Genomic DNA, 24,430 nt, shown 5'->3' on the forward strand with positions numbered 1-24,430 from the left:
CTTATTTCTTTACAAATTTGGCGAAGTCTTTAAAGTTAATAGGATTAGAGGCTATGCCAATTTGAAAAACATCCAATGTCTTTTTGAAATGAATGTTATAATAATCCTGACCATGGTAGTATCTTACAAAAAAGGACATTTCGGCTAGCCATTTGGGATAATAAAAATAAGTACATTCGTTTATAAACCGCTTAGAGACATCAGTGGGTGCTATACCTCCCATATCACCCATAATCCAACCGGCATGCACCCTAAGTCTTGATCGTGCAAAAAAACTATCTTCTTGCGGTTTTCCAATGGGCAAACGATATATATTGAAGGTTCCATACAATCGGTAAAAGCCATATTCACCTTCCAACTCAGGAGAATACCATTTAGAAGGGTAAGCCCTGAATAACAGTTTTAGGTTGGTAATGTAGTTCATACCATTTTTATTACGACTCGTAAAAGTCGAAAAACCAGCTTCAAGATATTCTACTGAAAAGCTACCATTCTTTAAGTTAATCTGATTGGTATCATTGCCCGCACTGTCTTGCACATAAAAAGATTCCCCCTGACCATTAGAGTGATGACCTGCCGAAATTTCCCAATAAGCTTCATCATAAAAAAGCTTACTAAAAAAAGTATTCTTCCATGCAGGAAAATACCTATAGTAGGTTATTTCAGGATTATAAGATGGTGTATTGATGGGGAATGAATACTTATTTAACATTCTAAGCGTTAAATTTAAATTCAACTCTAAGGCCCAATTGACAGCACTTTTCTTTATAAAATAACTTCCAGAAAATCGAGCTTCAGTTAATATTGGATCTAGGTTACCCAAACCCTCGGTCACTGTAAAGTATGACAACTTTCTATCAGCATATATCAGCGGTAAAAAATTAGATCCTTGCGGATTATCATTAATAATGGAAGCGGTATCTGCTACTTCCAAAGTATCCTGAGCCTTTACTGAACCAACTATAAACATCAGTAAAAGCAAGGTTATTGCTTTTTGCATTAATTGTTTTGTTTTTTTGAAGTCAAAGAAAGAATTATTAATCCTAGAATAGCGGCTATAAAAGAAACCAACAAAATAGCTATTTTGGCTACATCTATAATTTCACCTTTATCAAATGCCAGGCCTGTAATGAATAATGACATGGTAAACCCTATACCTGCAAGGCAAGCAACTCCGGCCATGTGCGACCAGTTACAGTTTTTAGGTAAATTTCCCAAGCCCAACTTGGTGGCTAAAAAGGTAAAGCCAAATACACCGAGAAATTTACCCACAAGCAGGCCGATCATAATACCTAAGCCAGCACTGGCAGTAAACACTTCGGTCCATTGAGAGCCAAATTCTACGCCTGCATTGGCTAATGCAAATACCGGAATAATAAAAAAGGCATTGAACCCTGAAAGATTATTTTCTAATCTCAGAAGAGGTGAACGAGTTAATATGGTATAATCTCTAATTTCATGGATAATGTCTAACTGTCTCTTATCCTTCAGAGCACTTCTATGATCTAGATCAGTCTCCTCTAATTCTTTAAGCTTATCCTCTGCCTTATGTTTAAATTGTTTAGTACCCATTTTAACCTTAACAGGGATTGCAAAAGCCAAAATCACACCTGCAAGAGTAGAGTGTACACCACTCATAAAAAATGCCACCCATAGGCCAATTCCCAACAATAAATAAATGGGTATATTCCTCACTCCCATCAAGTTAATAAAGATAAGCACTGCCAAAATCCCACCTGCAAAGCCTAGACTTATCCAAGATATTTCAGAACTATAAAAGAAAGCGATTACCAGAATAGCGCCAATGTCATCAACAATAGCCAATGCGGTAAGGAATATTTTCAGCCCCGCAGGCACACGCTTGCCCACCAAAGCCAAAATACCTAATGAATAGGCAATGTCTGTAGCCATAGGCACTCCCCAACCATGAATATTTTCACCTCCCAAATTGAATAGTACATATATCAAGGCCGGGAAAGCCATCCCTCCTATTGCAGCTAATACGGGTACGCTTGAATTTTTTATGCTTGCCAACTCTCCTACCAGAAACTCTCTTTTCAACTCTAATCCTACCACAAAGAAGAATATGACCATTAAACCGTCATTTACCCAATGATGCAATGACCGGTTTATACCAAAGTCTTCATTAGCAATTACATATTTTTCATTCCAAAAATGCTCATAAGCTTCAGCGAAAGGACTATTCATCACCAATACTGCTACAATGGTAGCCAGTATTAATAACAGTCCGCCCACAGTTTCTCTATTGGCAAATTTCCTAGCTGTATCCTTTACATAATCTACAGGAGTATGACCTACGTGTTCTTCCATTAATTAATATAAACTTATTATTAAAACCCAATTCATTAAACATGCTTTTCTCGCCTGGTACGCTTCCAGATCACCCCTATTATCATTAATGCCACTGCCAAAGTCACTAGCACCACTATTAGCATCCCCACCTTAAAAGATCCTCGCATCGTATCATACGTGCTGTCCTGTTGCTTAACTTGCTCTGCTGATTCTGCCTTATGGTCGTCTAAGTATGCTTCATGTTTTTCAATCTCTTTCCCTCCGTTGCTCACCCCACTGGCATTTACTCCGGCTACACTACTTGCTGCCGAAGACTCTTGTTTGATATAAGCCAATATAGAAAGTATATCATCTTCTGATAGGTACTTAAAATCGGGCATCACGGTATTGCTATAACTTTTATATAGGTGCTGAGCATATTCATCACCAGATTGAATAACAGTTTGAGAGCTGGGAATAAAAGCTAATAACCAGCTCAATGGTCTTCTATCTGTTACACTGGATAAAGAAGGCCCGGTCTTTTGCTTACAAAACTCATGGCACTCTGCACACTGATTACTAAACAGCTTTTTCCCTCCTAGTATAGTTTCATTATCTGTGGGAATTTTAGCGTCCGAATGTGTTTTGTAATAATTTATGGGCTGCTTAGTTATATTGTCTTGAGCATTGGCATTAAAAGCACAAAGGATATATATACAAATGAAAATGCTTCCTAATTTTCTCATAACTCTTTCATTATAATTTACTTTTTTAGTAAGTATTATAATAAAAGTTGTGCCATGAGCATATGTGCCATTTATCGCGTAATCCGGCTACATATAAAACAAAATTGATGTGCAATGCCCTACCCTACCCGTGCATAATTATACACACTTAATATTTACCTCCCCATCCATAAGCTACAATGATGTGATGGCTTAAATATTGAAGTCAATTCATCAAACAAAAAAAAGCATGAGCTTAAAAATTAGCAATGAAGAAACCTTTTCTAAGGGTATAAATAGATTAATTAATGAGGAATTAACTGCTGCCTACGATTCCTTAGTTCGCATGCAGCCTCAAAAACATCATGAAGTAATACATGCCGTTAGAAAATCACTAAAAAAGCTAAGGGCCGTATTACGCTTAGTCCGTGAACCAATTGGAGAAGAAAATTACAAATACCACAATCACTTATACAGGAACTTAGGAAGAGAGATATCCACCATACGCGACAGCACTTCCATAATAAATGTAATAGAAGATTTAAAGCATCAATACGCTTCTGAACTAGAGAACGACACATTCAAAACGCCTGTGCAGTCTTTAAAATACTACAGAAAGCAACTCACCAGCAGGCATATTAACAAAGAAAAAAGGCTAGACAATATACATCAAGCTCTGAGTGAAAACCTCAAACAGGACAGATTAGAGCTTCCAAAAAAAATGAAATTTAAAGATATTGCTCCCGGCTTAAGGCGTGTCTACAAAAGAGGAAAAGAAGCCATGGCAAAAGCCGCTGAAAACAATACAACAGAAAACCTTCATGATTGGCGCAAAAGAGTAAAATACCTGAGGTATCAGGTTAGTATTATCTCGAGAATTTGGCCTAATGTTTTAAAAGCGTACAACAAAGAGCTACACACTTTATCTGACCTCCTAGGCACTGACCATGACTTGGCTATCTTAACCTCTACATTAGAAGAGCAGACTATTAAATTTAAAGATGATGCTGAAAAGGTTTTATTATTAGCCTTAATAAACCATCAAAGAAATACACTTCAACAACATGCATTTTTAATTGGAGCTAAGTTATATTTCTACAAAAGTGATGACTTTTTAGAGTGGCTATCAGCCTGCTGGAAAAACAATTACAAAAAGACAAAGCAAGTGAATTTACCCAAGCTCAATTCACTTAAATACTAAAGATTCATACAAGAACGAACATGGTATGGTTTTCGTTGTTATGATAACAAAGACACTCTAACAAAATTTTAAAATTATGATTATTGATATCAGAAGTCACTTCAAAAAAATACCACAACCTAGCAAGTATTTTTCAAGAAAAGAAATAGAGGAAAGAGTAGACAAGGTATTATCTTACATGAAACTAGAAACTACTGCACGTAAAATTGCCTTAAGCAAGGCCAAATAAGAGTTTTACTCTTATTTGGCTTCTAAATTCCTCTTTTCAAGAAAATAACAACACACCTCATCAGTAATATCTCTTTTACCTTTCGCTGATACTATATACCAATTTCACCTCTTCATTTTTGCTTCATTAATCGCTACTAAAGACTATTAGCTTTTGTATCCTCTTTCTTAAAGTCTCCATTTGTATAACATCTCCAGTCTCTATATTGCTATAACCTTCCGAATTTTGGAATTCAATATTGTAATTGATACCACTATAAAAGCAAACGGGCCGAAAAAAATTTCAGCCCGCCTTTCTAATATTGATTTATCAGTTTAAATATCACTCTAAGTTGATTACCCCACAGCCAATGCGCTTGCCTGCTGCACCAAAAGGCTGAGATTCAAAATCATCAGCCATGGCATGGATGATAATGGCTTTGTTTAATATATTAGTACTATCATTTCCCCCTATAGACCACCCCTTAACATTCATCACAAGACTGCCTGTACTATCTTCAGCAACACTTATATTATCAATATCGCCCGCATGAAATACACCTGCACCACTTCCTCTTTTACCATGGTCTACGTTAGTAGGATTCCAATGACTACCTGCCGTTTTAGCATCAGGTGCACTACAGTCTCCATACTGATGTATATTTATGGCATGATCTCCTGGCGCTGCATGTGCTAAAGACATAACAAAAGCCACGTCTCCATTATCAAGAGCAGTAAAAGTAGCTTCTCCACTTATCTTACTTCCGCTAGCACTCCCTATAATAGCCTTTGCCACACATTTATGTACAGCAGAATCTTCATTTTCACTTGACTCGATGTGACCTGTAGCCTTTGCTCTATGTTTGTTACTCTCATTAGCCCCACATGCGACCATAGTTGATAAACCCGCAAAAACAACAGGCCATAATAACATTTTCATGAATGGTATAAACTAGAATTGATATAAAAAAAATAGGTTTTTAAAATAAAAACCTATTGCTTTTGTGTGCATTTCACTACACACTGTTGATGACATTTTAATACTATATTTTAGTGTACCACACCTGCAAATTCAGCATGCTTCTCGATATAATCTTTCACAAAAGGACAAGTAGGGATAACCTCAATATCTCTTTCCTTTGCATAAGTTAAAGCACTTTCTACCAAATGAGCACCTACCCCAGCGCCTCTTGAGGCTTCAGGTACGTGTGTGGATTTAAAATCGAGCTTTTTGTCAGTTATTTGTTCATAACTTAAGACAGCTGTTCCGCCTTTTACTTTAACATAAAAAATATGATTGGTGACATCCTGCTGTACATTAAGATTATTCATAATGGTATTGTTTATTTTGTAACTACGCTTTCACTTCTATAGTGCAAATCGTAGTCCATTTTACTGGCCTTGATTACTTCAAATGCCTTTTCTCTACCATATGTTTCAACAATTTCTGTTTTCTTTTGAGGCTTTTCTCCCGGCATTTGTTTGTAAGTCAGGAAGTAGTGCTTCAATCTGTTTATGAGTGAATCAGGACAGTCTTCTACTGAATGCCAGTCTTGAAAAACTTCATCTCCTTTTAGAATAGCGATAATTTTATCATCAGCTTCACCATCATCAATCATTCTAAAACCACCGATTGGAATAGCGTGTACTAAAATATTGCCTTGTACTATGTTTCTCTCTGTTAAAACACAAATATCCAATGGATCTCCATCACCTTCGATATCTGTTCTCCCAGTGAAATCCTGACATAAGCCAGCTACATTTTCGGCACAGTAGGTTTGAGGAACAAAACCATACAATGCAGGAACTATATTTGAGAATTTTTGTGGTCTGTCTACTTTTAAAAAACCTGATTCTTTATCTATCTCATACTTCACAGAATCAGAAGGTGTCATTTCAATGAATGCATTTACAAATTCAGGTGCATTCTCACCGATAGGTATTCCATGCCAAGGGTGTAGCATGTACGGTCTACTTTTACTATCAGACATATTTAATTATTAATTTATTTGTTTAATTCTACTAACTTATGGAAATTCTATTTGTTTATTAGATACAAGTTATTCTAATAATTTTATATTTCACATTTATCGTTAAAATAAGTGCCTTACCGATAAATATATTTATTAATAACAATAGATCTACTTTTGTTCTAATTTGTTATTTAGTTTAGCAAATATTTATTTTAATACAGTACTGATAACTAATATATACATGAGGAGTAATATAGCATTTTTCTTTTTTTTCCTAATTACTTTCGGAGTTTCTGCCCAAGACAATGATTCTACGCAAACCGTGAATACCATTGATAATCAGTTTCAAGAACTGAAGGGGAAGTCAGGAACTTTTAAAAGTTACAAAGTAATAAAGGAAAATGAACTGGATGCCTTCTGGACTACAGTACTTGATTCCATAGGCAATGTTAAGCAAGATTTAGCGGATTCCAAAAATGAAATTAATTCTCAGCAGGCTGAAATTCAAAATCTGAACAATACCATTAAAAGTAAAGACGAGGTTATAGCTGAAAAAGAATATGGAGTTTCGCACATTGAAGTACTTGGTATTGACATGGATAAAGGTGCTTATAAGGTCACTAACTTCATCATCATTGGCATATTAATCATAGGCTTAGCAGTGCTAATTTTCAAGTTTAAAGACAATAACAGAATTGCTAAGAAGAAAACTCAGGATTACGATCGTTTAAATGATGAATTTGAAGAGTATAAAAGAAATGCTCTTGAGAAGCAAATGAAACTAAGAAGAGACTTACAAACGGAGAGAAATAAACTTGAAAACATTAGGAGCAACTAAAATTAGTTTGAACATAAATAAAAAAGGGAAGCAAATGCTTCCCTTTTTTATTTTATCATCACCGTAACTTAGTTAGCTAAGTAAGGTTTTAATAATTCATTTTTCGGATTTTTTGAGAGTTTTCTTAATGCCTTCTCTTTAATTTGTCTAACCCTTTCTCTGGTCAAACCTAGGTTTTCACCTATATCTTCTAAAGATAAGCTCGTGTTTTCACTAAGTCCAAAGTATTGACTTATTACAATTCTTTCTCTTTCAGTTAAAGTAGAAAGTAATCTTGATACCTCTCTTCTTAAAGAGTCACTGTAAACAATATTATCTACCTCATTGCTATCTTCATCTTCCATTACATCAAGTAAAGAGCTACCCTCATCTTCTGAGAAAGGTTTATCGATAGATACTTGCTTAGTTTGAGAACGAACAGTAGTTCTTACTTCATCTACTGACATATCTAATAACTCAGCTAACTCCTCATCAGTTGGCTCACGCTCAAACTGCTGCTCTAGCAATGAAGACGCCTGATCAATTTTAGATAACGCACCAATTTTATTTGATGGAATACGAACGATCCTTGAGTGCTCAGCTAATGCCTGAATAATTGATTGTCTTATCCACCATACAGCATAAGAAATAAATTTAAATCCTCTCTTCTCATCAAATCTTTTTGCGGCTTTTACAAGCCCCAGGTTACCTTCATTAATAAGGTCATTTAAAGGTATTTTATTAGAGTAATGATATTGTTTTGCTACAGAAACCACGAAACGTAGATTAGCCTTCACTAACTTTTCAAGTGCCGCTTCATCTCCCTCTCTAATCCTTTGTGCCAGATCCACCTCTTCTTCAGGGGTAAGTAATTCATCTTTTGAAATCTCATTAAAGTACTTCTCCAGGGTTCTACTGTCCCTGTTAGTGATAGACTGTGTGATCTTAAGTTGTCTCATTCTCCTTAATCCTAATATGTAATATTTACGTCCTTTTTATATTCAATCATTATTAACAAATTAATTTTAAAATCGTTCCATACTCCAAATTAATCTGTAATTTAAAGGCCATTCAACTATGAATAAACCTTTAAAAAATTATCTTTTCCCTTAGCCCGCGCGCAATTAACCCCGTTTTCTTGGAAATTTTGCATTATACAAAAAAATATCTATTTTGCTTAAATTTTTTAATAAAAAAATAACCACCAACTCTTGACAAAGCTAGTTTTTCCCTTTATACTAGCTGACTAAATAAAGTAACATGCTGAAGATCAAAGCGTGGAGGTGTTTATATGTAGGCTATATAATAATATGTTTAACTTCACATGCAGTAAAAGCACAGCAACTAAACCATGAAATCAATCAAAACTTAAATCTTTGTACATCAGCTACCCGATATAGTAATACTGATCAACCCAACCAACTATCCTCAGCAGACTCTATCAACTTTAACTTCTTTTTAGAAAGAGGGTTGTGTTTATTCAAAAAAAATCAATTTGAATTAGCGCTAAAAGATTTTGAGACCTCTGCACGGCTAAGTAACCAACGTAAAGATTCAATATTATTATATGCAGGTTTTGCTTATTTAAACCTAGGCCAGCAAGAACAAGCCAAGGCTCGATTTGCTCAATATATATCTAAGCATCCGCAAGATACTCTTGGGTACTACTTCATTATTAATAATATAGTTCCTACCAGGCACGGAAACTTTTCTGGACAGCTAACCACGCACAGTTTACAGAACAAGATTCTACCCTTTAAGGAAAAGTATTATTTTTATAGGTACAAAAACCTGAAAGATGCGCAACTATATGAGAAGGCCATATCATCGACCGACTCTTTAATTAGTATTAACCCTAGGTTTTATAAGTACTACTGTTATAAAGCAGAGCTACTCTCCATTCTTAATAAAAATGAAGAAGCTATATATGTTTATAACATAGCCTTGATGAAAAACTATCAGGCAGGCGAAGTATATTTCCTCAGAGGCAAGGCTTTTGAACAGTTAAATATTTACAAAAAAGCTGTTAGGGATTATACCGAAGCAATATCATTAGTACCAGAAAACGCAAACTATTATGCGCGAAGGGCAAGATGTCAATATCAATTAGGAGATATTCAATCGGCTTGCGTAGACTATCAAAAGGCAAAAAACATTGACACTACTATACAACTATCAGAGCAGATTGAGTGTAATTAATACATTATATCACTCAAGATAAAAAATAACATAAAATTAATGTTTAAACATATTTCTTAAAAGAACAACTCTTACAGAGCATTATCGTAATGATAAAAAGAGAAAGGCTAATATTAAAATATAGCTAAACCCTTTGCGCCCACAGTTGTTCCTTAAATTGGAAAAAGGCAAGGTAAATCAATTTTATTTATACCTGTATAATAAAGACGCATTAACATTACACTAGGGGTTAAGCACCTAAGTTTTTATTTAACCTTTTTTTAATTAATTTCACGGTCTATTTTTTTAATACACAGATTACAAACAGAAGATAAATATGTCAAAATCGGCTGAAATAAAAATTGGAAACGATTCATATCAGTTACCGCTAGTTGAAGGAACCGAAAATGAACAAGGCATTGACATTGGCAAATTAAGAAGCGAATCCGGAGTGATTACGCTTGATCCGGGTTTCAAAAACACGGGATCTACGAAAAGTGCCATTACTTTCCTAGACGGGGAAAAAGGAATTTTAAGGTACCGAGGGTACTCGATTGAAGAATTAGCGGAAAAATCAAGTTTTATTGAAGTTGCCTACCTTTTGATATTTGGTGAACTACCAACACAAGATCAACTATCTGTATTCGCTGATGATATCAAAGCTGAGACGCTTGTACATGAAGACATTAAGAAAATATTAGAAGGTTTTCCTTCAAATGCTCACCCTATGGGCGTTTTATCTTCGTTAGTAACTTCACTTACTGCTTTCTACCCTAAATCTTTAGAGCCAAACCGCTCTGATGACGAAGTTTACAAAAGCATTATCAGGTTATTAGCTAAGATACCAACTTTTGCTGCTTGGGCTTATAAAAACGAAGTAGGCCAGCCAGTAAACTACCCTAATCAGAATTTAGACTATTGCTCTAACTTCTTACAAATGATGTTTGCTTTACCAACAGAAGGATACAAAGTAGACCCTGTAGTAGCTAATGCATTAGATAAGCTATTAATCTTACATGCTGATCATGAGCAAAACTGTTCTACCTCTACAGTAAGAATAGTAGGTTCATCTCACGCTAGCTTATATGCTTCAATTTCTGCAGGCATAAACGCTCTTTGGGGACCATTACACGGTGGTGCTAACTCAGCTGTAATTAACATGCTAGAGAAGATAAAAGAAGATGGTGGCGATACTGAGAAGTGGATGGCCAAAGCTAAGGATAAAGATGATCCATTTAGATTAATGGGATTCGGACACAGAGTATATAAAAACTTTGACCCTAGAGCTAAAATCATCAAAAAAGCAGCTGATGATGTATTAGAGAAATTAGGTGTTAACGATCCTGTTCTAGACATTGCTAAAGGGCTAGAAGAAGTAGCGCTTAATGATCCTTACTTCGTGGATAGAAAACTTTACCCTAACGTAGACTTCTACTCAGGCATTATCTACAGAGCTCTTGGAATCCCTGTAGACATGTTCACTGTAATGTTCGCTATTGGAAGACTTCCAGGATGGATTGCTCAGTGGAAAGAAATGAGAGAAAATAAAGAACCTATTGGAAGACCTCGTCAGATTTATGTAGGAGCTAACTTAAGATCTTACACTGACATTTCAGGAAGATAATCTTACCGATTATATCGCATAAAAAAGAGGCTGTTATTTTTAGATTAACAGCCTCTTTTTATTTTTACACATTAATGATTAATAACAACTAACAATCATCCCTTATGACTGAAGCATTTGAAGGTGCAGTAGCAGCATCTAAGCAACTAACACAGCGCCCAGCTAATGACGAACTTTTAAAGCTATACGCTCTTTTTAAACAAGCTACAGAAGGAGATAATACACAAGAAAGACCTGGCGGATTTGACTTTAAAGGAGCTGCTAAACATGATGCTTGGCTAGAACTCAAAGGCAAATCAAGCGAAGATGCCGAGCAAGAATACATTGCCTTCGTTAAAGAATTGCAATCTAAATACGCATAAATGCCTATATTCTATCAGCCTCAAATTGCAGAAAACCGTTTACACCTTGATGAAGAAGAATCAAAACACTGTGTAAAAGTGCTAAGGCATGTACCTGGTGATGTAATTCATATTATAGATGGAAAAGGCAATGCTTACAAAGCCTCCATCACTAACAACCATCATAAGAAATGTGAATTTGCACTAATAGAGACTTCTTTTACTCCTCCTCCTCCTTTTTACATTCACATAGCTATTGCGCCCACTAAAAATATAGATCGCATTGAATGGTTTATTGAAAAAGCTACAGAACTGGGCATTCAGGAGGTAAGCTTTGTGCTCTGCAAAAACTCAGAAAGAAAAGTACTGAAGGAAGATAGAATTATAAAAAAGGCCATCAGCGCCATTAAACAGTCGGGCCAGGCTTACCTGCCCAAGATCAATGCGCTACAAAATTTCAAAAACTTTATTAACCAAGCCGATGAACCGCATAGATACATGGCTTATGTAGATCATGAAAATGATGTGAAGTTATTTCACTCGGCCCCAAAAGGAGACAAGTATTTGGTACTGATAGGCCCTGAGGGAGATTTCGGTGAAGAAGAATTAGAAATGGCGATAAATAAAGATTTTAAGAAAGTAAGTCTAGGACATTCTGTTTTAAGAACCGAGACAGCAGGCATAGCAGCATGCCACATTCTCAACCTCATCAATTCTTAAACTCAGGCCGCAATACCACATCACTAACTGGTATTTGCACGATAATTTAATAGATTAGCACCTTATACTATATTTTATGGTTCTTAATTATATCTGGATTGCATTCTTTTTTATTGCATTTTTTGTAGCTCTCGTTAAACTGATTTTTTTCGGGGACACCGAAATATTTCCTAAAGTGGTGAACTCCACAATAGAAATGTCAAAAACGGGCTTCGAAATAAGTCTTTACATGACTGGTGTTATGTCCCTCTGGCTCGGGCTAATGAAAATTGGTGAACAAGGTGGGATGATACGCATCCTTTCAAAGTTAGTAGGTCCTTTTTTTAACAGGCTATTTCCAGAAATACCAGAAGACCACCCTGCCAGAGGTTCCATTATCATGAACTTTTCTGCTAATATATTAGGACTTGACAACGCTGCAACCCCTATTGGCTTAAGAGCGATGAATCAGATGCAAGAGCTAAACCCTGATAAGGAAACAGCCTCCAATGCTCAAATTATGTTCTTGGTGCTCAATACATCGGGTCTATCCATAATTCCATTAACCATATTAGTAGACAGGTCTGTTTTAGGTGCAGCCAACCCTACTGACGTTTTTCTGCCCATCTTACTAGCTACATTTTGCTCAACCATTATTGGACTAATTACTGTAGCCATTTATCAAAAAATAAATTTACTAGATCGCGTGATCCTTGCTTACCTTGGCGGGTTATCTGTATTGGTTGGTGCTCTTGTTTACTATTTTTCGATAATACCCCAAGATCAACTGAACACCATATCTACAGTAGCCAGTAATGTTATTATATTTACCATTATAATAGCTTTTATCAGCTTAGGGGTATACCGAAAGATCAATATTTACGAAACCTTTATAGAGGGCGCCAAAGAAGGTTTTTCTATAGCAATAAAAATCATTCCTTATTTAATAGCGATACTTGTAGCCATAGGAGTATTTAGAGCAAGTGGCGCTATGGACTATTTGCTTAGCTTTATAGAAAAAATCTTCCTACTCCTTGGGTTTGATGTGGATTTCGTAAAAGCTCTACCTACAGCCATCATGAAACCCCTCAGTGGAGGTGCGGCTCGCGGCATGATGCTAGAGACGATAGACACTTATGGAGTAGATTCGTTTGCCGGAAAAATGGCTAGCATATTAAGGGGGGCAACAGAAACAACCTTCTATATTATAGCGGTTTACTTCGGTTCGGTAAACATAAAAAGAACAAGATACGCTGTTACTGCAGGGCTAATTGCAGACCTTGCTGGCATAATTGCTGCAATTCTTTTCGGTTATATGTTTTTCCATTAAAATGATTTAACTATATTTCAATTCTAATTAAATAAAAAAACAACGGTTCCGAGCATGACGAACGACAAGAGATCAAACATTCAAAAGACAATTTACGATAATGCCAAAAGTCACTTCTTAGGCAATTTCCCTGATTCATTACCAATAGAGCAAGCTTATGTACATATAGGCATGTATTTAGGATGGATAATCGATAACGATTTATATTCTGAATATTTTGAAGATGAAGCCGATGTTCAAATCTTTCGTTTTAAGAGAAGAGAAATTTCTTGTACTATCTTAAGTGAAATTTGGGATGGATATTTAGGCTATGAGCTTTTCAATAAAGATGGCAACATGTTTACTTACTATTACTATGGAGGTGGCCTTTATAAAAATGACTACGATGAGGTATTAGTAAAGAAGCTTCCTTCAATCTACCACGTAAAAGATACATGGGAAAATTACGAAACTATTATAAACAGGATAGACGTAAGATTTCATGATTGGAAAAAATTAGTAGGTAACGCCCGATAAGGAAAGCTATATATAGTTGGCTGACTTATATCTCTGAGGCAATCACTCGTAAACCAACATTAAAATAAAACAAAAAAGACTTCCTAGTAATCAGGAAGTCTTTTTTGTTTATAGTATACAATAGTAATTAACCGTTAAACAAGCCTTTTAACTGACTTAGTTTAGCCTGAAAATCACCCTCTGGCTCTTCTTGTTTTTTTCTTTTTGATTTACCTGCAGGCTGCTTCCCAAATGGATCACTCTTCATTGAAAGCGCTATTCGCTTTCTGTTAATTTCCACTTCTAGAACTGTAACCTTCACTTGTTGCTGAACAGTTACCACTTCTGCCGGACTCTTAACAAACGAATCAGACAAATGACTCACGTGTACTAACCCATCCTGATGCACACCAATATCTACAAAAGCACCGAAGTTAGTGATATTAGTAACAATTCCTGGTAGCTCCATCCCTACCCTCAAGTCTTCCATATGATTTACTCCATCTTGGAAGCTAAACACTTCAAAAGTCTCCCTTGGGTCTCTTCCTGGCTTAGCTAATTCCTGCACTATATCATTAAGAGTGGGTAAACCTACCTGATCTGTTACATACTTTTTAAGATCGATCTTCTCTCTTAAAGTAACATCATCTATCAAGTTCTGCACAGTACAACCTAAATCTTTAGCCATATTCTCTACAATATGATAACTCTCTGGGTGAACTGCCGAAGCATCCAATGGGTTTTCTGCATCTCTAATTCTCAAGAAACCAGCAGCTTGCTCAAAAGCTTTAGCTCCTAAACGAGTAACATTGGTTAACGATTTTCTGTCTTGGAAAGGCCCGTTTTCATTTCTGTAATTAACTATAGACTTAGCCAACTGAGGTCCTAACCCTGACACATAACTTAGAAGCTCTTTACTGGCAGTATTTAGCTCCACACCTACCGAGTTTACACAACTCATCACCACATCATCAAGGCCATGCTTTAACGCATACTGGTCTACATCATGCTGATACTGCCCAACCCCGATAGACTTAGGGTCAATCTTCACTAATTCTGCTAAAGGATCCATTAACCTGCGGCCAATAGAAACCGCCCCTCTAACCGTTACATCATAATCAGGAAACTCTTCTCTGGCTACTTCAGAAGCTGAGTATATAGATGCTCCACTCTCATTAACCATGATCACCATTATGCTCTTAGGCAAACCAAGTCCTTTTACAAAACTCTCAGTCTCCCTACTTGCAGTTCCGTTTCCGATAGCAACAGCTTCTACATCATATTTTTCGCAAAGGTATTTCACTAATGCTCCAGACTCAGCTATTTTTCTTTGAGGCTCGTTAGGGAATATGGCATCGTTATGCAATAACTTACCCTGACGATCCATCACCACCACCTTACAACCTGTTCTAAAACCGGGGTCTAAGGCTAGTACGTTTTTCTGACCAAGCGGTGCCGCTAACAATAACTGTCTCAGGTTATCAGAGAACACTTTAATAGCTTCCTCATCAGCTTTTGTTTTGGAAGTTATTCTTACCTCCGTTTCCATCGATGGCTTAAGTAAACGCTTGTAACAGTCAGCTGCAGCCTCTTTTACTTGCTGTGAGGCAGCACTTTCCCCCTTCACAAACTGTCTATTTAGAATATCTACAGCCATATCGTCATTAGGTGTAACCTCTAATGACAATATCATTTCTTTTTCGCCTCGTCTCATGGCCAATAACCTATGTGAAGGCACCTTAGCCAAAGGCTCGTCCCATTCGAAGTAATCTTTATACTTCTGCCCCTCTTCTTCCTTGCCTTTTATTACTTTAGATACAATTACAGCGTCCTTTTCAAACAGCTCACGAACTTTCTTACGTGTTTCTTGATCTTCATTAATCCACTCAGCAATAATATCTCTAGCTCCTTTTAAAGCCTCGTCCTCATTGGCCACACCTTTTTCTTCACTAATAAATTGCTTAGCCAGTTCCTGAAGATCTATTTTATCTTGTTCAAAGATTTGCGTAGCCAAAGGCTCCAATCCTTTCTCTTTAGCCTTAGTAGCTCTGGTAACTCGCTTAGGCTTATAAGGAAGATAGATGTCTTCCAACTCAGCCAAAGTATCTGCCAAATTGATAGCTTTTTCTAATTCAGGAGTTAATTTTTCTTGTTTCTCTATAGATTTTAAGATAGCCTCTCTCCTCTTATCCAGCTCTCTTAGCTGCGTCACACGGTCTCTTATTGAAGTAATAGCTACTTCATCCAAACTGCCCGTCATTTCCTTCCTATATCGCGAAATAAAAGGAACTGTAGCCCCCTCATCGAGTAAGTTAACTACTGCCAGCGCTTGCGTTTCTTTAAGCCCCAGTTCCTGTGCTACGATTGAGATATTCTTATCCATTTCTATTATTTAAACATGATTTCAATTTGAAGCCAACAAAAATATAAAATTATGACATACCTAGCCGACCTCATCCAGCAAAAGTTATTCACAAGATACCCACCATTCACTACCTAACTCACTTATAATAATTTGCGTATATTAGTTGACATTAACCTTTATAAAGACTTTACTTCAATGCTGAAACGACTTAAAGAGCCTATTATTTTTGTTAGCGTAGCTTTAGTATTATATCTCACAGGGCTTCATACAGAAGTAATTGCTTTTATGCAGCGCACTGTTCTTAGTACAGGGCTTATTACACCGTCTCCTATTGATGAAGCTATAAAGGATGATGCAGATTATTCGCTAGAACTTATTTCTTTAAATGGAGAAAAGCACTCACTAGCTGAATATAAAGGGAAGGTTATTTTCCTTAATTTATGGGCTACATGGTGCCCTCCTTGCAGGGCAGAAATGCCCGATATTCATGATTTATACAATGAGTATAAAGACAATGAAGGCATTGAATTTGTTATATTATCTATAAAAGACCCGGTAAGTAAAGTAATAAGCTTTATCGATAAAAAGGAGTTTAAATTCCCTGTTTACATAGCCGGAAGAGGCATACCAGAAGTTTTTCAAGTACCTTCTATTCCTACTACTTTTTTAATTTCTAAGGAAGGTAAAATAATTGTTAAAAACACCGGCATGGCAAAGTACAACACCAAGTCTTTTAAGAAGTTAATTGAGAAAGAGATAGCCAGAGAAGTGAATTAGCAAACGTATTTGGCAAGAAGTTCTTTTCTCACTTTTTCAACACCAGTAGTAGCTTTCTCTTCTAGCAAATGAAGGTTACTACTATGTTTTACTGATGGCAAATTGGGGTCTATAACATACTTGGGCACCTCGTGAGGTATTAGGTCTATTAATCCGGCTGCCGGGTAAACCAACAATGAAGTTCCCACTACTAAAAACACATCAGCCTCATAAGCCTTTTGAGCTGCCACCTCCATCATAGGAACCATCTCCCCAAACCACACTATATTGGGTCGTAATTGAGAGCCTTTAGCACATACATCACCCTCTTTTAGCTCCCATCCATCAACAGGGTATATCAAAGACTCATCTAATGTACTTCTAGACTCAAACAGCTTACCGTGAAGATGTATAACTTCAGAAGAACCCGCTTTTTCATGCAGATCATCAACATTTTGAGTAATGATTGTTACATCAAAATGCTGTTCCATTTTCACCAAGCTCAAATGCCCATCGTTGGGCTTAGCATTTAAAGCTGCCTTTCTTCTTTCATTATAAAAGTGTAGTACCAACTGTCGATTTTTAGTCCAGCCTTGCGGAGAAGCTACTTCCATAACATCATGACCTTCCCACAGTCCATCAGCATCTCTAAAAGTAGGGATTCCACTTTCAGCGCTAATACCGGCACCAGTTAATACTACAACTTTCAGCATGCCTTTAATTATTTCTTTTTCTTAGCTCTTGTTTTCTTTTCAGGAGTCTTTTCTGCCAACTCCAAACAATCTGCTAAGGTCAATTCCTTTGGTTCTTTATCCTTCGGAATTTTCACATTTTTCTTACCCACTTTGATGTATGGCCCATACCTACCATTCAGCACTTGTACATCGGGATTTTCATCAAAGCTCTTGATGAATTTATTAGCATCAGCCTCACGCTTGGCCTGAATTAACTCAATGGCTCTGTCTGCTTGAATAGTATATGGATCATCTGTTTTAGGAATGGAAACAAACTTACCATCGTGCCTTACATAAGGCCCAAATCTTCCGATAGCCACAGTAATAGCTTTACCTTCAAACTCATCTAAAGTACGAGGTAACTTGAATAGCTCTAGCGCATCTTCAATAGAAATACTTTCAATAAACTGTCCTTTCCTTAAGCTGGCATATTGAGGTTTTTCATCTCCATCCTCTTCAGAGCCTAGCTGCACTAAAGGACCAAATCTCCCTAAACGTGCAATAACTTTCTTACCTGTTTTAGGATCAACGCCAAGTTCACGAGAACTAGGCACCGATGAGCGCTCTATATTTTCTGTAGTCTCTACCTTGGAATGAAATTCACCATAAAACTCTTCGATCATTTTATCCCACTCCTTCTGGCCATGAGCAATCTCATCAAAAAGTTTTTCAACCTGAGCTGTAAAACTATAATTAGTAACATTTGGAAAATGTTCAACCAAAAAATCAGTCACCACCATAGCCGTGTTAGTAGGGAAAAGCTTATTCTTCTCCGCTCCTGTTATTTCTGTATGTGTAGCACTAGTGATATCATTATCTTTGAGCGTTACTACATTGTAATTCCTTTCTTTACCTTCCCTCATTTCCTTCACCACATAATTTCTCTTTTGAACCGTAGAAATAGTTGGCGCATAGGTAGAAGGTCTACCAATACCCATCTCTTCAAGTTTCTTTACCAAACTTGCTTCAGTGTATCTGGCGGGATGCCTTGTAAAGCCTTCTTTAGCTTTCATTTCATTGAGCTTAAGAATTTGCCCAATATTTAGGGGAGGCAACATACCTTTTTGATCTTCAGATTCGTCCTCGTCATCCGTAGATTCTAGGTATACCGATAAAAATCCTTCAAAAGTAACCACTTCTCCTGTAGCTGTTAACTGTTCAGGCACAGTGGAAATACCAATAGTTGCAGTAGTTTTCTCAATTTGTGCATCGGCCATTTGAGAAGCAATAGCACGTTTCCATATCAACTCATACAACCTTAAACCATTACGGTCTACCGAAGGCGATTTTACCGCAAAATTAGTAGGCCTGATGGCTTCGTGAGCCTCTTGTGCTCCTGATGATTTGGTTTTGTACTTACGCACCATTACATGGTCTGCACTAAACTCTTTCTTTATTTCATCTACAGCACCATTAATAGCCTCTTCAGAAAGATTAACCGAGTCCGTTCTCATATATGAAATAATACCGGCTTCGTACAATTTCTGAGCTATAGTCATGGTTTGCGATACCGAAAAACCTAATTTCCTACTCGCCTCTTGCTGTAAAGTAGAAGTTGTAAATGGTGGCGCAGGTGATTTTTTAGATGGTTTTTTCTGTAAATCTACTATAGAAAATTCAGCACCTTTACAAGCCTCTAAAAACTTGATCGCCTCCTCTTCGGTATCAAACTTATGCGGCAGTTCCGCTTTTAATACTTTCTTATCTCCCAAGTCAAATAAAGCACTCACCTTAAATGATGATTTGGCTTTAAATTTTTCTATCTCCCTCTCTCTTTCAACCACCAAGCGTACAGCCACAGACTGTACTCGTCCTGCAGATAAGCCTGTTTTTATCTTCTTCCATAAAATAGGCGATAATTCAAAACCCACCAATCGATCAAGCACCCTTCTGGCCTGTTGGGCATTCACCAAATCAATATCAATTCCTCTCGGTGTTTTTATAGCATTTTCAATGGCGTTTTTTGTAATTTCTCTAAAAACTATCCTTCGAGTACGAGCTTCATCTAACGACAAGGCTTCTTTTAAGTGCCAAGAAATAGCTTCTCCTTCACGGTCATCATCACTCGCTAGATATATAGTCTCTGAATCCTTAACTAATTTTTTCAACTCTTTAATTACTGCCTTTTTATCTGCGGTAATCTCATATGTGGGTTTGAAACCATTCTCTTTATCAATAGCTTTGTCACCCTTAGGAAGATCTCGAACATGACCGTAACTCGAAGTAACTTTGTAATCTTTTCCAAGGTATCCTTCAATGGTTTTGGCCTTTGCTGGTGACTCAACTATAACTAAATTTTTCGCCATATAATTAGAAATGCTATGATTGGTGATTTTTCAAATATCACTATTTTTTTTAAAAATAAAATTTTTGCCTCAATTAAATAATTGAAACCACACTTGATCGTTTTGATAATGAGTGGCAAATTAACAACTCTATTTTAACAAAAGTTATGAGTAAGACCTTATTTCTTGTCAGGCATGCCATGGCAAGTGACCGCCTTAATGGCCAAAATGACATTGACAGAGAGCTTAATTCTATTGGGCTTCAGAATTCTACCCGAATGGGAATTAACCTCCAAAACAAGAATTTAAACTTTGATATCATTGTTTCTAGCCCCGCTAAAAGAGCCTTTGCCACTGCAGCACTAATAGCAGAGCAACTTAAATACGATACCGCTAAGATCCACTCTCATCATGAAATTTACGAAGCTTCTACGAGAACGTTGCTTCAAGTGATCAATCAATTTAAAAATGAGTGGAAAAATGTGATGCTTGTGGGACACAACCCGGCCATTAGCTACCTAGCAGAATATATCACAAAAAAGGAAATTGGCAATATGACTACCTGTGGAGTCTGTCAAATAGAGTTTGATTTTGATGAGTGGGAACTAGTATCAGAAGGTAATGGTAATTTAATGACATACGAATACCCATCACTATTAAATTTTTAAGCTGATTAACCCTATCAAATCATATAATTTGGTTTCTTTTGCAGCTTATGTTGACTAAGAAGCAGATAATTAACGAATTTGACCCTAATGGTCCGGGTACTCCGGGAAGCTTGTTTGGCCTTCCTTTTAATGAAGAAGACGCGGACCTAATAATCATACCAGTGCCTTGGGAAGTAACTGTATCGTACAATGCAGGTACCGCTGATGGTCCCAAGGCCATTTTGGATGCCTCTACTCAGGTAGATTTATTTGTAAAAGACATTCCTGACGCTTGGAAGATGGGCATAAAAATGCTCCCCACTCCGCTCGGTTTTGAAGAAGAAAACAGAAAATATAGAGACTTAGCCGTTAAGTACATTCAATGGTACGAAACCACTGATGAGTATGCAGCTACACAAGAAATAAAGGTAATACCTGCTGCCATTAATGAGATCTGCGAAAAGCTTAATATTTTCGTTAAAAACCAAGCGTTAAAATATTTGCATCAGGGAAAGATGGTAGCACTTCTGGGCGGAGACCACAGTACCCCTCTGGGTCTGATCAATGCTTTAACCGAAGTTTATAATGATTTTGGTATTTTACAAATAGATGCTCACGCAGATTTAAGAAATGCTTATGAAGATTTCAAATACTCTCATGCTTCTATCATGTACAATGCTTTACAAAATCCAAAAGTAAGCAAGCTGGTGCAGGTTGGCATCCGTGATTTTTGTGAAGAAGAAGCCCTTTATATTAAAAACTCTAACGGCAGAGTAGTCACATTCTTTGATGAAGACTTAAAAGAAGGGTTATACGAAGGCAAACCGTGGGCAACCATATGCGAGGAAATAGTAGAGCAATTGCCAAAACTAGTATATGTTAGTTTTGATATAGATGGTCTTAATCCTAAGCTTTGTCCCAATACTGGTACTCCCGTGCCCGGTGGTTTGGAATATGAACAAGTCGTGTACCTTCTAAAAGCTGTGGTTAAATCAGGAAGAAGCATTATCAGCTTTGATCTTAATGAAGTTTCTCCAGGCCCTGACGAATGGGATGCTAACGTAGGAGCTCGATTACTTTACATGCTTAGCAATCTCACTGGAGTATCTTACGGTAAGCTTCAATTCGCCTAAATACAACCATTAGGCTTCTCTGTTAAAATATGGTATTAATAGCATATCATGTATATTAGTACTTTCACGAAACACCTTAGCTTTGACTACAATAGAAGAGTACACAGTAAGTTTTGCTAATTGGATATGGGGCACTCCCCTTCTCATTCTTTTAATGGGTGGTGGTCTATATTTCTTAATATACTCCCGTTTTTTACCCTTCAAGCACTTTTTTCATGCTATTAATATTCTAAGGGGTAAATACGATGATCCTAATGACCCTGGACAAATCAGCCATTATGAAGCTCTTTCAACTGCTCTGGCAGCTACAGTGGGCATGGGCAACATTAGTGGTGTAGCAGTGGCTATAACCATTGGAGGTCCTGGCGCCATATTTTGGATGTGGGTAAGTGCTTTTGTTGGCATGGCTACCAAATTCTTCACTTGTACCTTAGCTATCTTATACCGAGGTAAAGATACCAATGGAGAAATTCAAGGCGGACCGATGTATTTTATTACCGAAGGACTTGGTAAAAAATGGACTCCGCTGGCTGTAATGTTTTCTTTTTTTGGTCTTATAGGTTGTTTACCCATATTTCAGGCCAACCAACTGACACAAGCTATTCAAGACATTCTACTTAAACCCAATAACATTACAGGGTCTATCATAGACCTTAATTTTATAGAGTTTAGAGATACTGATTTATATATTGGTCTTATTATTTTAGTTTTTGTTTCACTTGTAATTTTTGGTGGCATAAAAAGAATAGGTAAGGTAGCCGGAAAAATGGTTCCTGCCATGGTAGTAGTTTACTTCCTTTGTGTGTTAGGTATATTATTAGTAAACATTAATGAAGTACCACACTACTTACAACTAATTATCTCCAATGCTTTCTCGGCAGAGAACTACAACTTTGTAGCTGATAACTATGAACCCAACCCTATGCTAGGCGGGTTATTAGGCGGCCTGATAATATTAGGAGCAAGAAGAGCTGCATTTTCCAATGAAGCCGGTATAGGTACTGCACCTATGGCTCATGGTGCCGCTAAAACAGCAGAACCTGTAAGAGAAGGCTTAGTTGCTATGCTAGGCCCATTTATTGATACCATTGTAGTATGTACATTAACGGCCTTGGCTATTTTGGTAACAGGCGTTTGGCAAACTACCGACAGCAATGGAGTTACTCTTACTGCCACAGCATTTGACGCAGCCATTCCTAATATAGGCAGCTATATACTACTTTTGTGTATTTCAATTTTCTCAATTACCTCACTTTTTTCATACTCTTATTATGGAAGCAAGTGTATGAGCTTTTTAATTGGAGCAAAGAATCAGCACTACTATAACTACTTTTATGTTTTCACAATCGTATTTGGAGCCATCAGCTCTTTAAATACCATAATAAGCATTATAGATTCTGCGTTTGCACTAATGAGTATCCCTACGATGATATCAGCATTGATACTATCACCAAAGGTAAAAGCTGTTGCAAATGATTATTTCAAAAGACTAAAGCCTCAATCTTAAATAGATAGAGGCTTTAAATCCCATTTTTTTGAGTGGGAGTACTTTATAGCACCATTATAGATTTCTAATGGCGATTCAATATTATTATGATATAGCTGTCCGGTTCCTAATCCTTGATATGCATCCGTATTTAAAGTGTAGGTATATTGGCAGATTGCATTGAGCCCAATATTAGACTCTAAAGCTGATGTAAGCCACCAGCCTATATTCAATTCATCAGCTATAGAAATCCATTCATTGCAAGAGGCAAATCCCCCGACTAAAGTAGGCTTGAGTATAATATATTGTGGTTTAACCATCTCTAGCAAGGCTCGCTTAGCCTCTAAGCCATTAATCCCTATTAGCTCTTCATCTAAAGCTATTGGCACTGGAGAATGCTCACATAACTCTTTCATAGCCTCTAGATTTCCCGCTTTTATTGGTTGTTCTATAGAATGAATATTAAACTGACTTATGGTCTTCAATTTCTCCATAGCCTCATCTACACCAAACGCTCCGTTGGCGTCCACACGTAATGTTATAGCATCTCGGTAATACTTCCGCCTGATATAGTACAAGATATCGCACTCTTTTTTGAAATCTATGGCACCAATCTTCATTTTAATACAATCATAGCCAGAAGCCACTTTTTGGGTAATTTGCCCAAGCATAGACTCCATGTGCCCCATCCATATCAAACCATTGATAGGTATGCTTTCTTCCGATGATGAGAATTCATTCTGAAATATCACTCTATTTCCACCGTGAAGTAAATCTAGAAGAGCCGTTTCTACTCCAAACCTTACCGATGGTAATGAATAAGGAACTATTTTAGCAGCAAGATCAAAAGCTTCCTCTTGCGAAGCCGGCAAATTAAATTGTTCAAGATCGCGTAGTACCGCTGTTAAATCATCTTCAAATCCTTCTACATCATCAATACTCAAGCCTTTTAACGGACCACATTCGCCCAAACCAAATACATCTGAATCTGTCGAAGATACTTTAATAAAATAAGTCTGCTTTTCATTCAAAACACCACGAGAAGTGCCTGCTTCGAATTTAAAATTAAGGGTATATTTTTGATAGCTGGTTTGCAGGGACATATAAATTAAACCAATTATGATGTTTAGTTTTACAATTTG

At 36.9% G+C, this 24,430-nt stretch carries 24 protein-coding genes; 13 read left to right on the top strand and 11 right to left on the bottom strand.

All coding sequences use genetic code 11. The annotated features are described in order from the left end of the window. Position 1: 1 nt before the first annotated feature. The 3 genes from ACXACQ_RS19895 to ACXACQ_RS19905 are packed head-to-tail and all read right to left on the bottom strand — an operon-like array spanning position 2 to position 3,038. Positions 2-1,000 (bottom strand): hypothetical protein, encoded by a 999-nt coding sequence (locus tag ACXACQ_RS19895; RefSeq protein WP_474977744.1) that lies wholly within the window; start codon positions 998-1,000, stop codon positions 2-4. Further along, a complete protein-coding gene (gene nhaA / locus ACXACQ_RS19900; protein ID WP_474977745.1) occupies positions 1,000-2,331 on the bottom strand; it encodes a Na+/H+ antiporter NhaA in 1,332 nt (443 codons plus the stop codon). The genes ACXACQ_RS19895 and nhaA overlap by 1 nt, the downstream gene beginning before the upstream one ends. Before the next feature lie 35 nt (positions 2,332-2,366). Then, a complete protein-coding gene (locus ACXACQ_RS19905; RefSeq protein WP_474977746.1) occupies positions 2,367-3,038 on the bottom strand; it encodes a c-type cytochrome in 672 nt (223 codons plus the stop codon). Positions 3,039-3,267: 229 nt separating this feature from the next. Here ACXACQ_RS19905 and ACXACQ_RS19910 point away from each other — a divergent pair, with 229 nt between their 5' ends. Further along, a complete protein-coding gene (locus tag ACXACQ_RS19910; RefSeq protein ID WP_474977747.1) occupies positions 3,268-4,218 on the top strand; it encodes a CHAD domain-containing protein in 951 nt (316 codons plus the stop codon). 76 nt (positions 4,219-4,294) lie between these two features. Then, positions 4,295-4,447 (top strand): hypothetical protein, encoded by a 153-nt coding sequence (locus ACXACQ_RS19915; protein WP_474977748.1) that lies wholly within the window; start codon positions 4,295-4,297, stop codon positions 4,445-4,447. A gap of 321 nt (positions 4,448-4,768) precedes the next feature. Here the strand turns inward: ACXACQ_RS19915 and ACXACQ_RS19920 are convergent, their stop codons facing one another. From ACXACQ_RS19920 to ACXACQ_RS19930, 3 genes are all read right to left on the bottom strand, one after another. After that, entirely contained in the window at positions 4,769-5,365 is a 597-nt protein-coding gene (locus ACXACQ_RS19920; RefSeq protein ID WP_474977749.1) for a superoxide dismutase family protein, read from the bottom strand. A gap of 110 nt (positions 5,366-5,475) precedes the next feature. After that, positions 5,476-5,757 carry a GNAT family N-acetyltransferase gene (locus tag ACXACQ_RS19925; protein WP_474977750.1) on the bottom strand — a complete coding sequence of 94 codons (282 nt, stop codon included), beginning with the start codon at positions 5,755-5,757 and terminating at the stop codon, positions 5,476-5,478. 11 nt (positions 5,758-5,768) lie between these two features. After that, positions 5,769-6,416 carry an inorganic pyrophosphatase gene (locus ACXACQ_RS19930; RefSeq protein ID WP_474977751.1) on the bottom strand — a complete coding sequence of 216 codons (648 nt, stop codon included), beginning with the start codon at positions 6,414-6,416 and terminating at the stop codon, positions 5,769-5,771. A 223-nt stretch (positions 6,417-6,639) separates the two neighbouring features. Between ACXACQ_RS19930 and ACXACQ_RS19935 the strand changes: the two genes are divergently transcribed. Continuing rightward, positions 6,640-7,236, top strand: a complete 597-nt coding sequence (locus ACXACQ_RS19935; protein ID WP_474977752.1) for a hypothetical protein — start codon at positions 6,640-6,642, stop codon at positions 7,234-7,236. Positions 7,237-7,304: 68 nt separating this feature from the next. On the opposite strand, the gene ACXACQ_RS19940 is transcribed toward ACXACQ_RS19935, so the two are convergent. Beyond that, entirely contained in the window at positions 7,305-8,174 is an 870-nt protein-coding gene (locus tag ACXACQ_RS19940; RefSeq protein ID WP_474977753.1) for a sigma-70 family RNA polymerase sigma factor, read from the bottom strand. A 301-nt stretch (positions 8,175-8,475) separates the two neighbouring features. On the opposite strand from ACXACQ_RS19940, the gene ACXACQ_RS19945 reads away from it, so the two are divergent. The 6 genes from ACXACQ_RS19945 (at position 8,476) to ACXACQ_RS19970 (ending at position 13,903) form a co-directional block, all read left to right on the top strand. Further along, complete coding sequence (locus ACXACQ_RS19945; RefSeq protein ID WP_474977754.1) at positions 8,476-9,414, top strand: tetratricopeptide repeat protein; 939 nt, start codon at positions 8,476-8,478, stop codon at positions 9,412-9,414. 316 nt (positions 9,415-9,730) lie between these two features. Then, complete coding sequence (locus tag ACXACQ_RS19950) at positions 9,731-11,017, top strand: citrate synthase (protein ID WP_474977755.1); 1,287 nt, start codon at positions 9,731-9,733, stop codon at positions 11,015-11,017. Between the two features lie 104 nt (positions 11,018-11,121). Beyond that, positions 11,122-11,379, top strand: coding sequence for an acyl-CoA-binding protein (locus tag ACXACQ_RS19955; RefSeq protein ID WP_474977756.1), 258 nt, complete (start codon positions 11,122-11,124; stop codon positions 11,377-11,379). Continuing rightward, positions 11,380-12,078, top strand: coding sequence for a 16S rRNA (uracil(1498)-N(3))-methyltransferase (locus ACXACQ_RS19960; RefSeq protein ID WP_474977757.1), 699 nt, complete (start codon positions 11,380-11,382; stop codon positions 12,076-12,078). Positions 12,079-12,154: 76 nt separating this feature from the next. After that, the gene (locus ACXACQ_RS19965) at positions 12,155-13,387 is read left to right on the top strand and encodes a nucleoside recognition domain-containing protein (RefSeq protein WP_474977758.1); all 1,233 of its coding nucleotides are present in this window, start codon (positions 12,155-12,157) and stop codon (positions 13,385-13,387) included. A gap of 54 nt (positions 13,388-13,441) precedes the next feature. Next, positions 13,442-13,903, top strand: a complete 462-nt coding sequence (locus ACXACQ_RS19970) for a DUF7832 domain-containing protein (protein WP_474977759.1) — start codon at positions 13,442-13,444, stop codon at positions 13,901-13,903. Positions 13,904-14,030: 127 nt separating this feature from the next. On the opposite strand, the gene ACXACQ_RS19975 is transcribed toward ACXACQ_RS19970, so the two are convergent. Next, positions 14,031-16,265, bottom strand: coding sequence for a Tex family protein (locus ACXACQ_RS19975; protein WP_474977760.1), 2,235 nt, complete (start codon positions 16,263-16,265; stop codon positions 14,031-14,033). 177 nt (positions 16,266-16,442) lie between these two features. On the opposite strand from ACXACQ_RS19975, the gene ACXACQ_RS19980 reads away from it, so the two are divergent. Beyond that, positions 16,443-17,024: a TlpA family protein disulfide reductase gene (locus ACXACQ_RS19980; protein WP_474977761.1), complete on the top strand. Its 582-nt coding sequence runs from the start codon at positions 16,443-16,445 to the stop codon at positions 17,022-17,024. Here ACXACQ_RS19980 and ACXACQ_RS19985 read toward each other — a convergent pair. Further along, positions 17,021-17,716: an SIR2 family NAD-dependent protein deacylase gene (locus tag ACXACQ_RS19985; protein WP_474977762.1), complete on the bottom strand. Its 696-nt coding sequence runs from the start codon at positions 17,714-17,716 to the stop codon at positions 17,021-17,023. The two genes, ACXACQ_RS19980 and ACXACQ_RS19985, sit on opposite strands and share 4 nt — an antisense overlap. 8 nt (positions 17,717-17,724) lie before the next feature. Further along, a complete protein-coding gene (topA, locus tag ACXACQ_RS19990; protein ID WP_474977763.1) occupies positions 17,725-20,043 on the bottom strand; it encodes a type I DNA topoisomerase in 2,319 nt (772 codons plus the stop codon). Between the two features lie 146 nt (positions 20,044-20,189). Here topA and ACXACQ_RS19995 point away from each other — a divergent pair, with 146 nt between their 5' ends. The 3 genes from ACXACQ_RS19995 (at position 20,190) to ACXACQ_RS20005 (ending at position 23,309) form a co-directional block, all read left to right on the top strand. Continuing rightward, complete coding sequence (locus tag ACXACQ_RS19995) at positions 20,190-20,690, top strand: SixA phosphatase family protein (RefSeq protein WP_474977764.1); 501 nt, start codon at positions 20,190-20,192, stop codon at positions 20,688-20,690. 47 nt (positions 20,691-20,737) lie between these two features. After that, on the top strand, positions 20,738-21,802 hold the full coding sequence (locus tag ACXACQ_RS20000; protein WP_474977765.1) for an agmatinase family protein: 1,065 nt from the start codon (positions 20,738-20,740) through the stop codon (positions 21,800-21,802). A 91-nt stretch (positions 21,803-21,893) separates the two neighbouring features. Continuing rightward, a complete protein-coding gene (locus tag ACXACQ_RS20005; RefSeq protein WP_474978493.1) occupies positions 21,894-23,309 on the top strand; it encodes an alanine/glycine:cation symporter family protein in 1,416 nt (471 codons plus the stop codon). Here the strand turns inward: ACXACQ_RS20005 and ACXACQ_RS20010 are convergent. Continuing rightward, the gene (locus ACXACQ_RS20010) at positions 23,306-24,391 is read right to left on the bottom strand and encodes an o-succinylbenzoate synthase (protein ID WP_474977766.1); all 1,086 of its coding nucleotides are present in this window, start codon (positions 24,389-24,391) and stop codon (positions 23,306-23,308) included. The two genes, ACXACQ_RS20005 and ACXACQ_RS20010, sit on opposite strands and share 4 nt — an antisense overlap. Positions 24,392-24,430 lie beyond the last annotated feature (39 nt).

The organism is Fulvivirga sp. AWR4_260 (assembly GCF_056158185.1).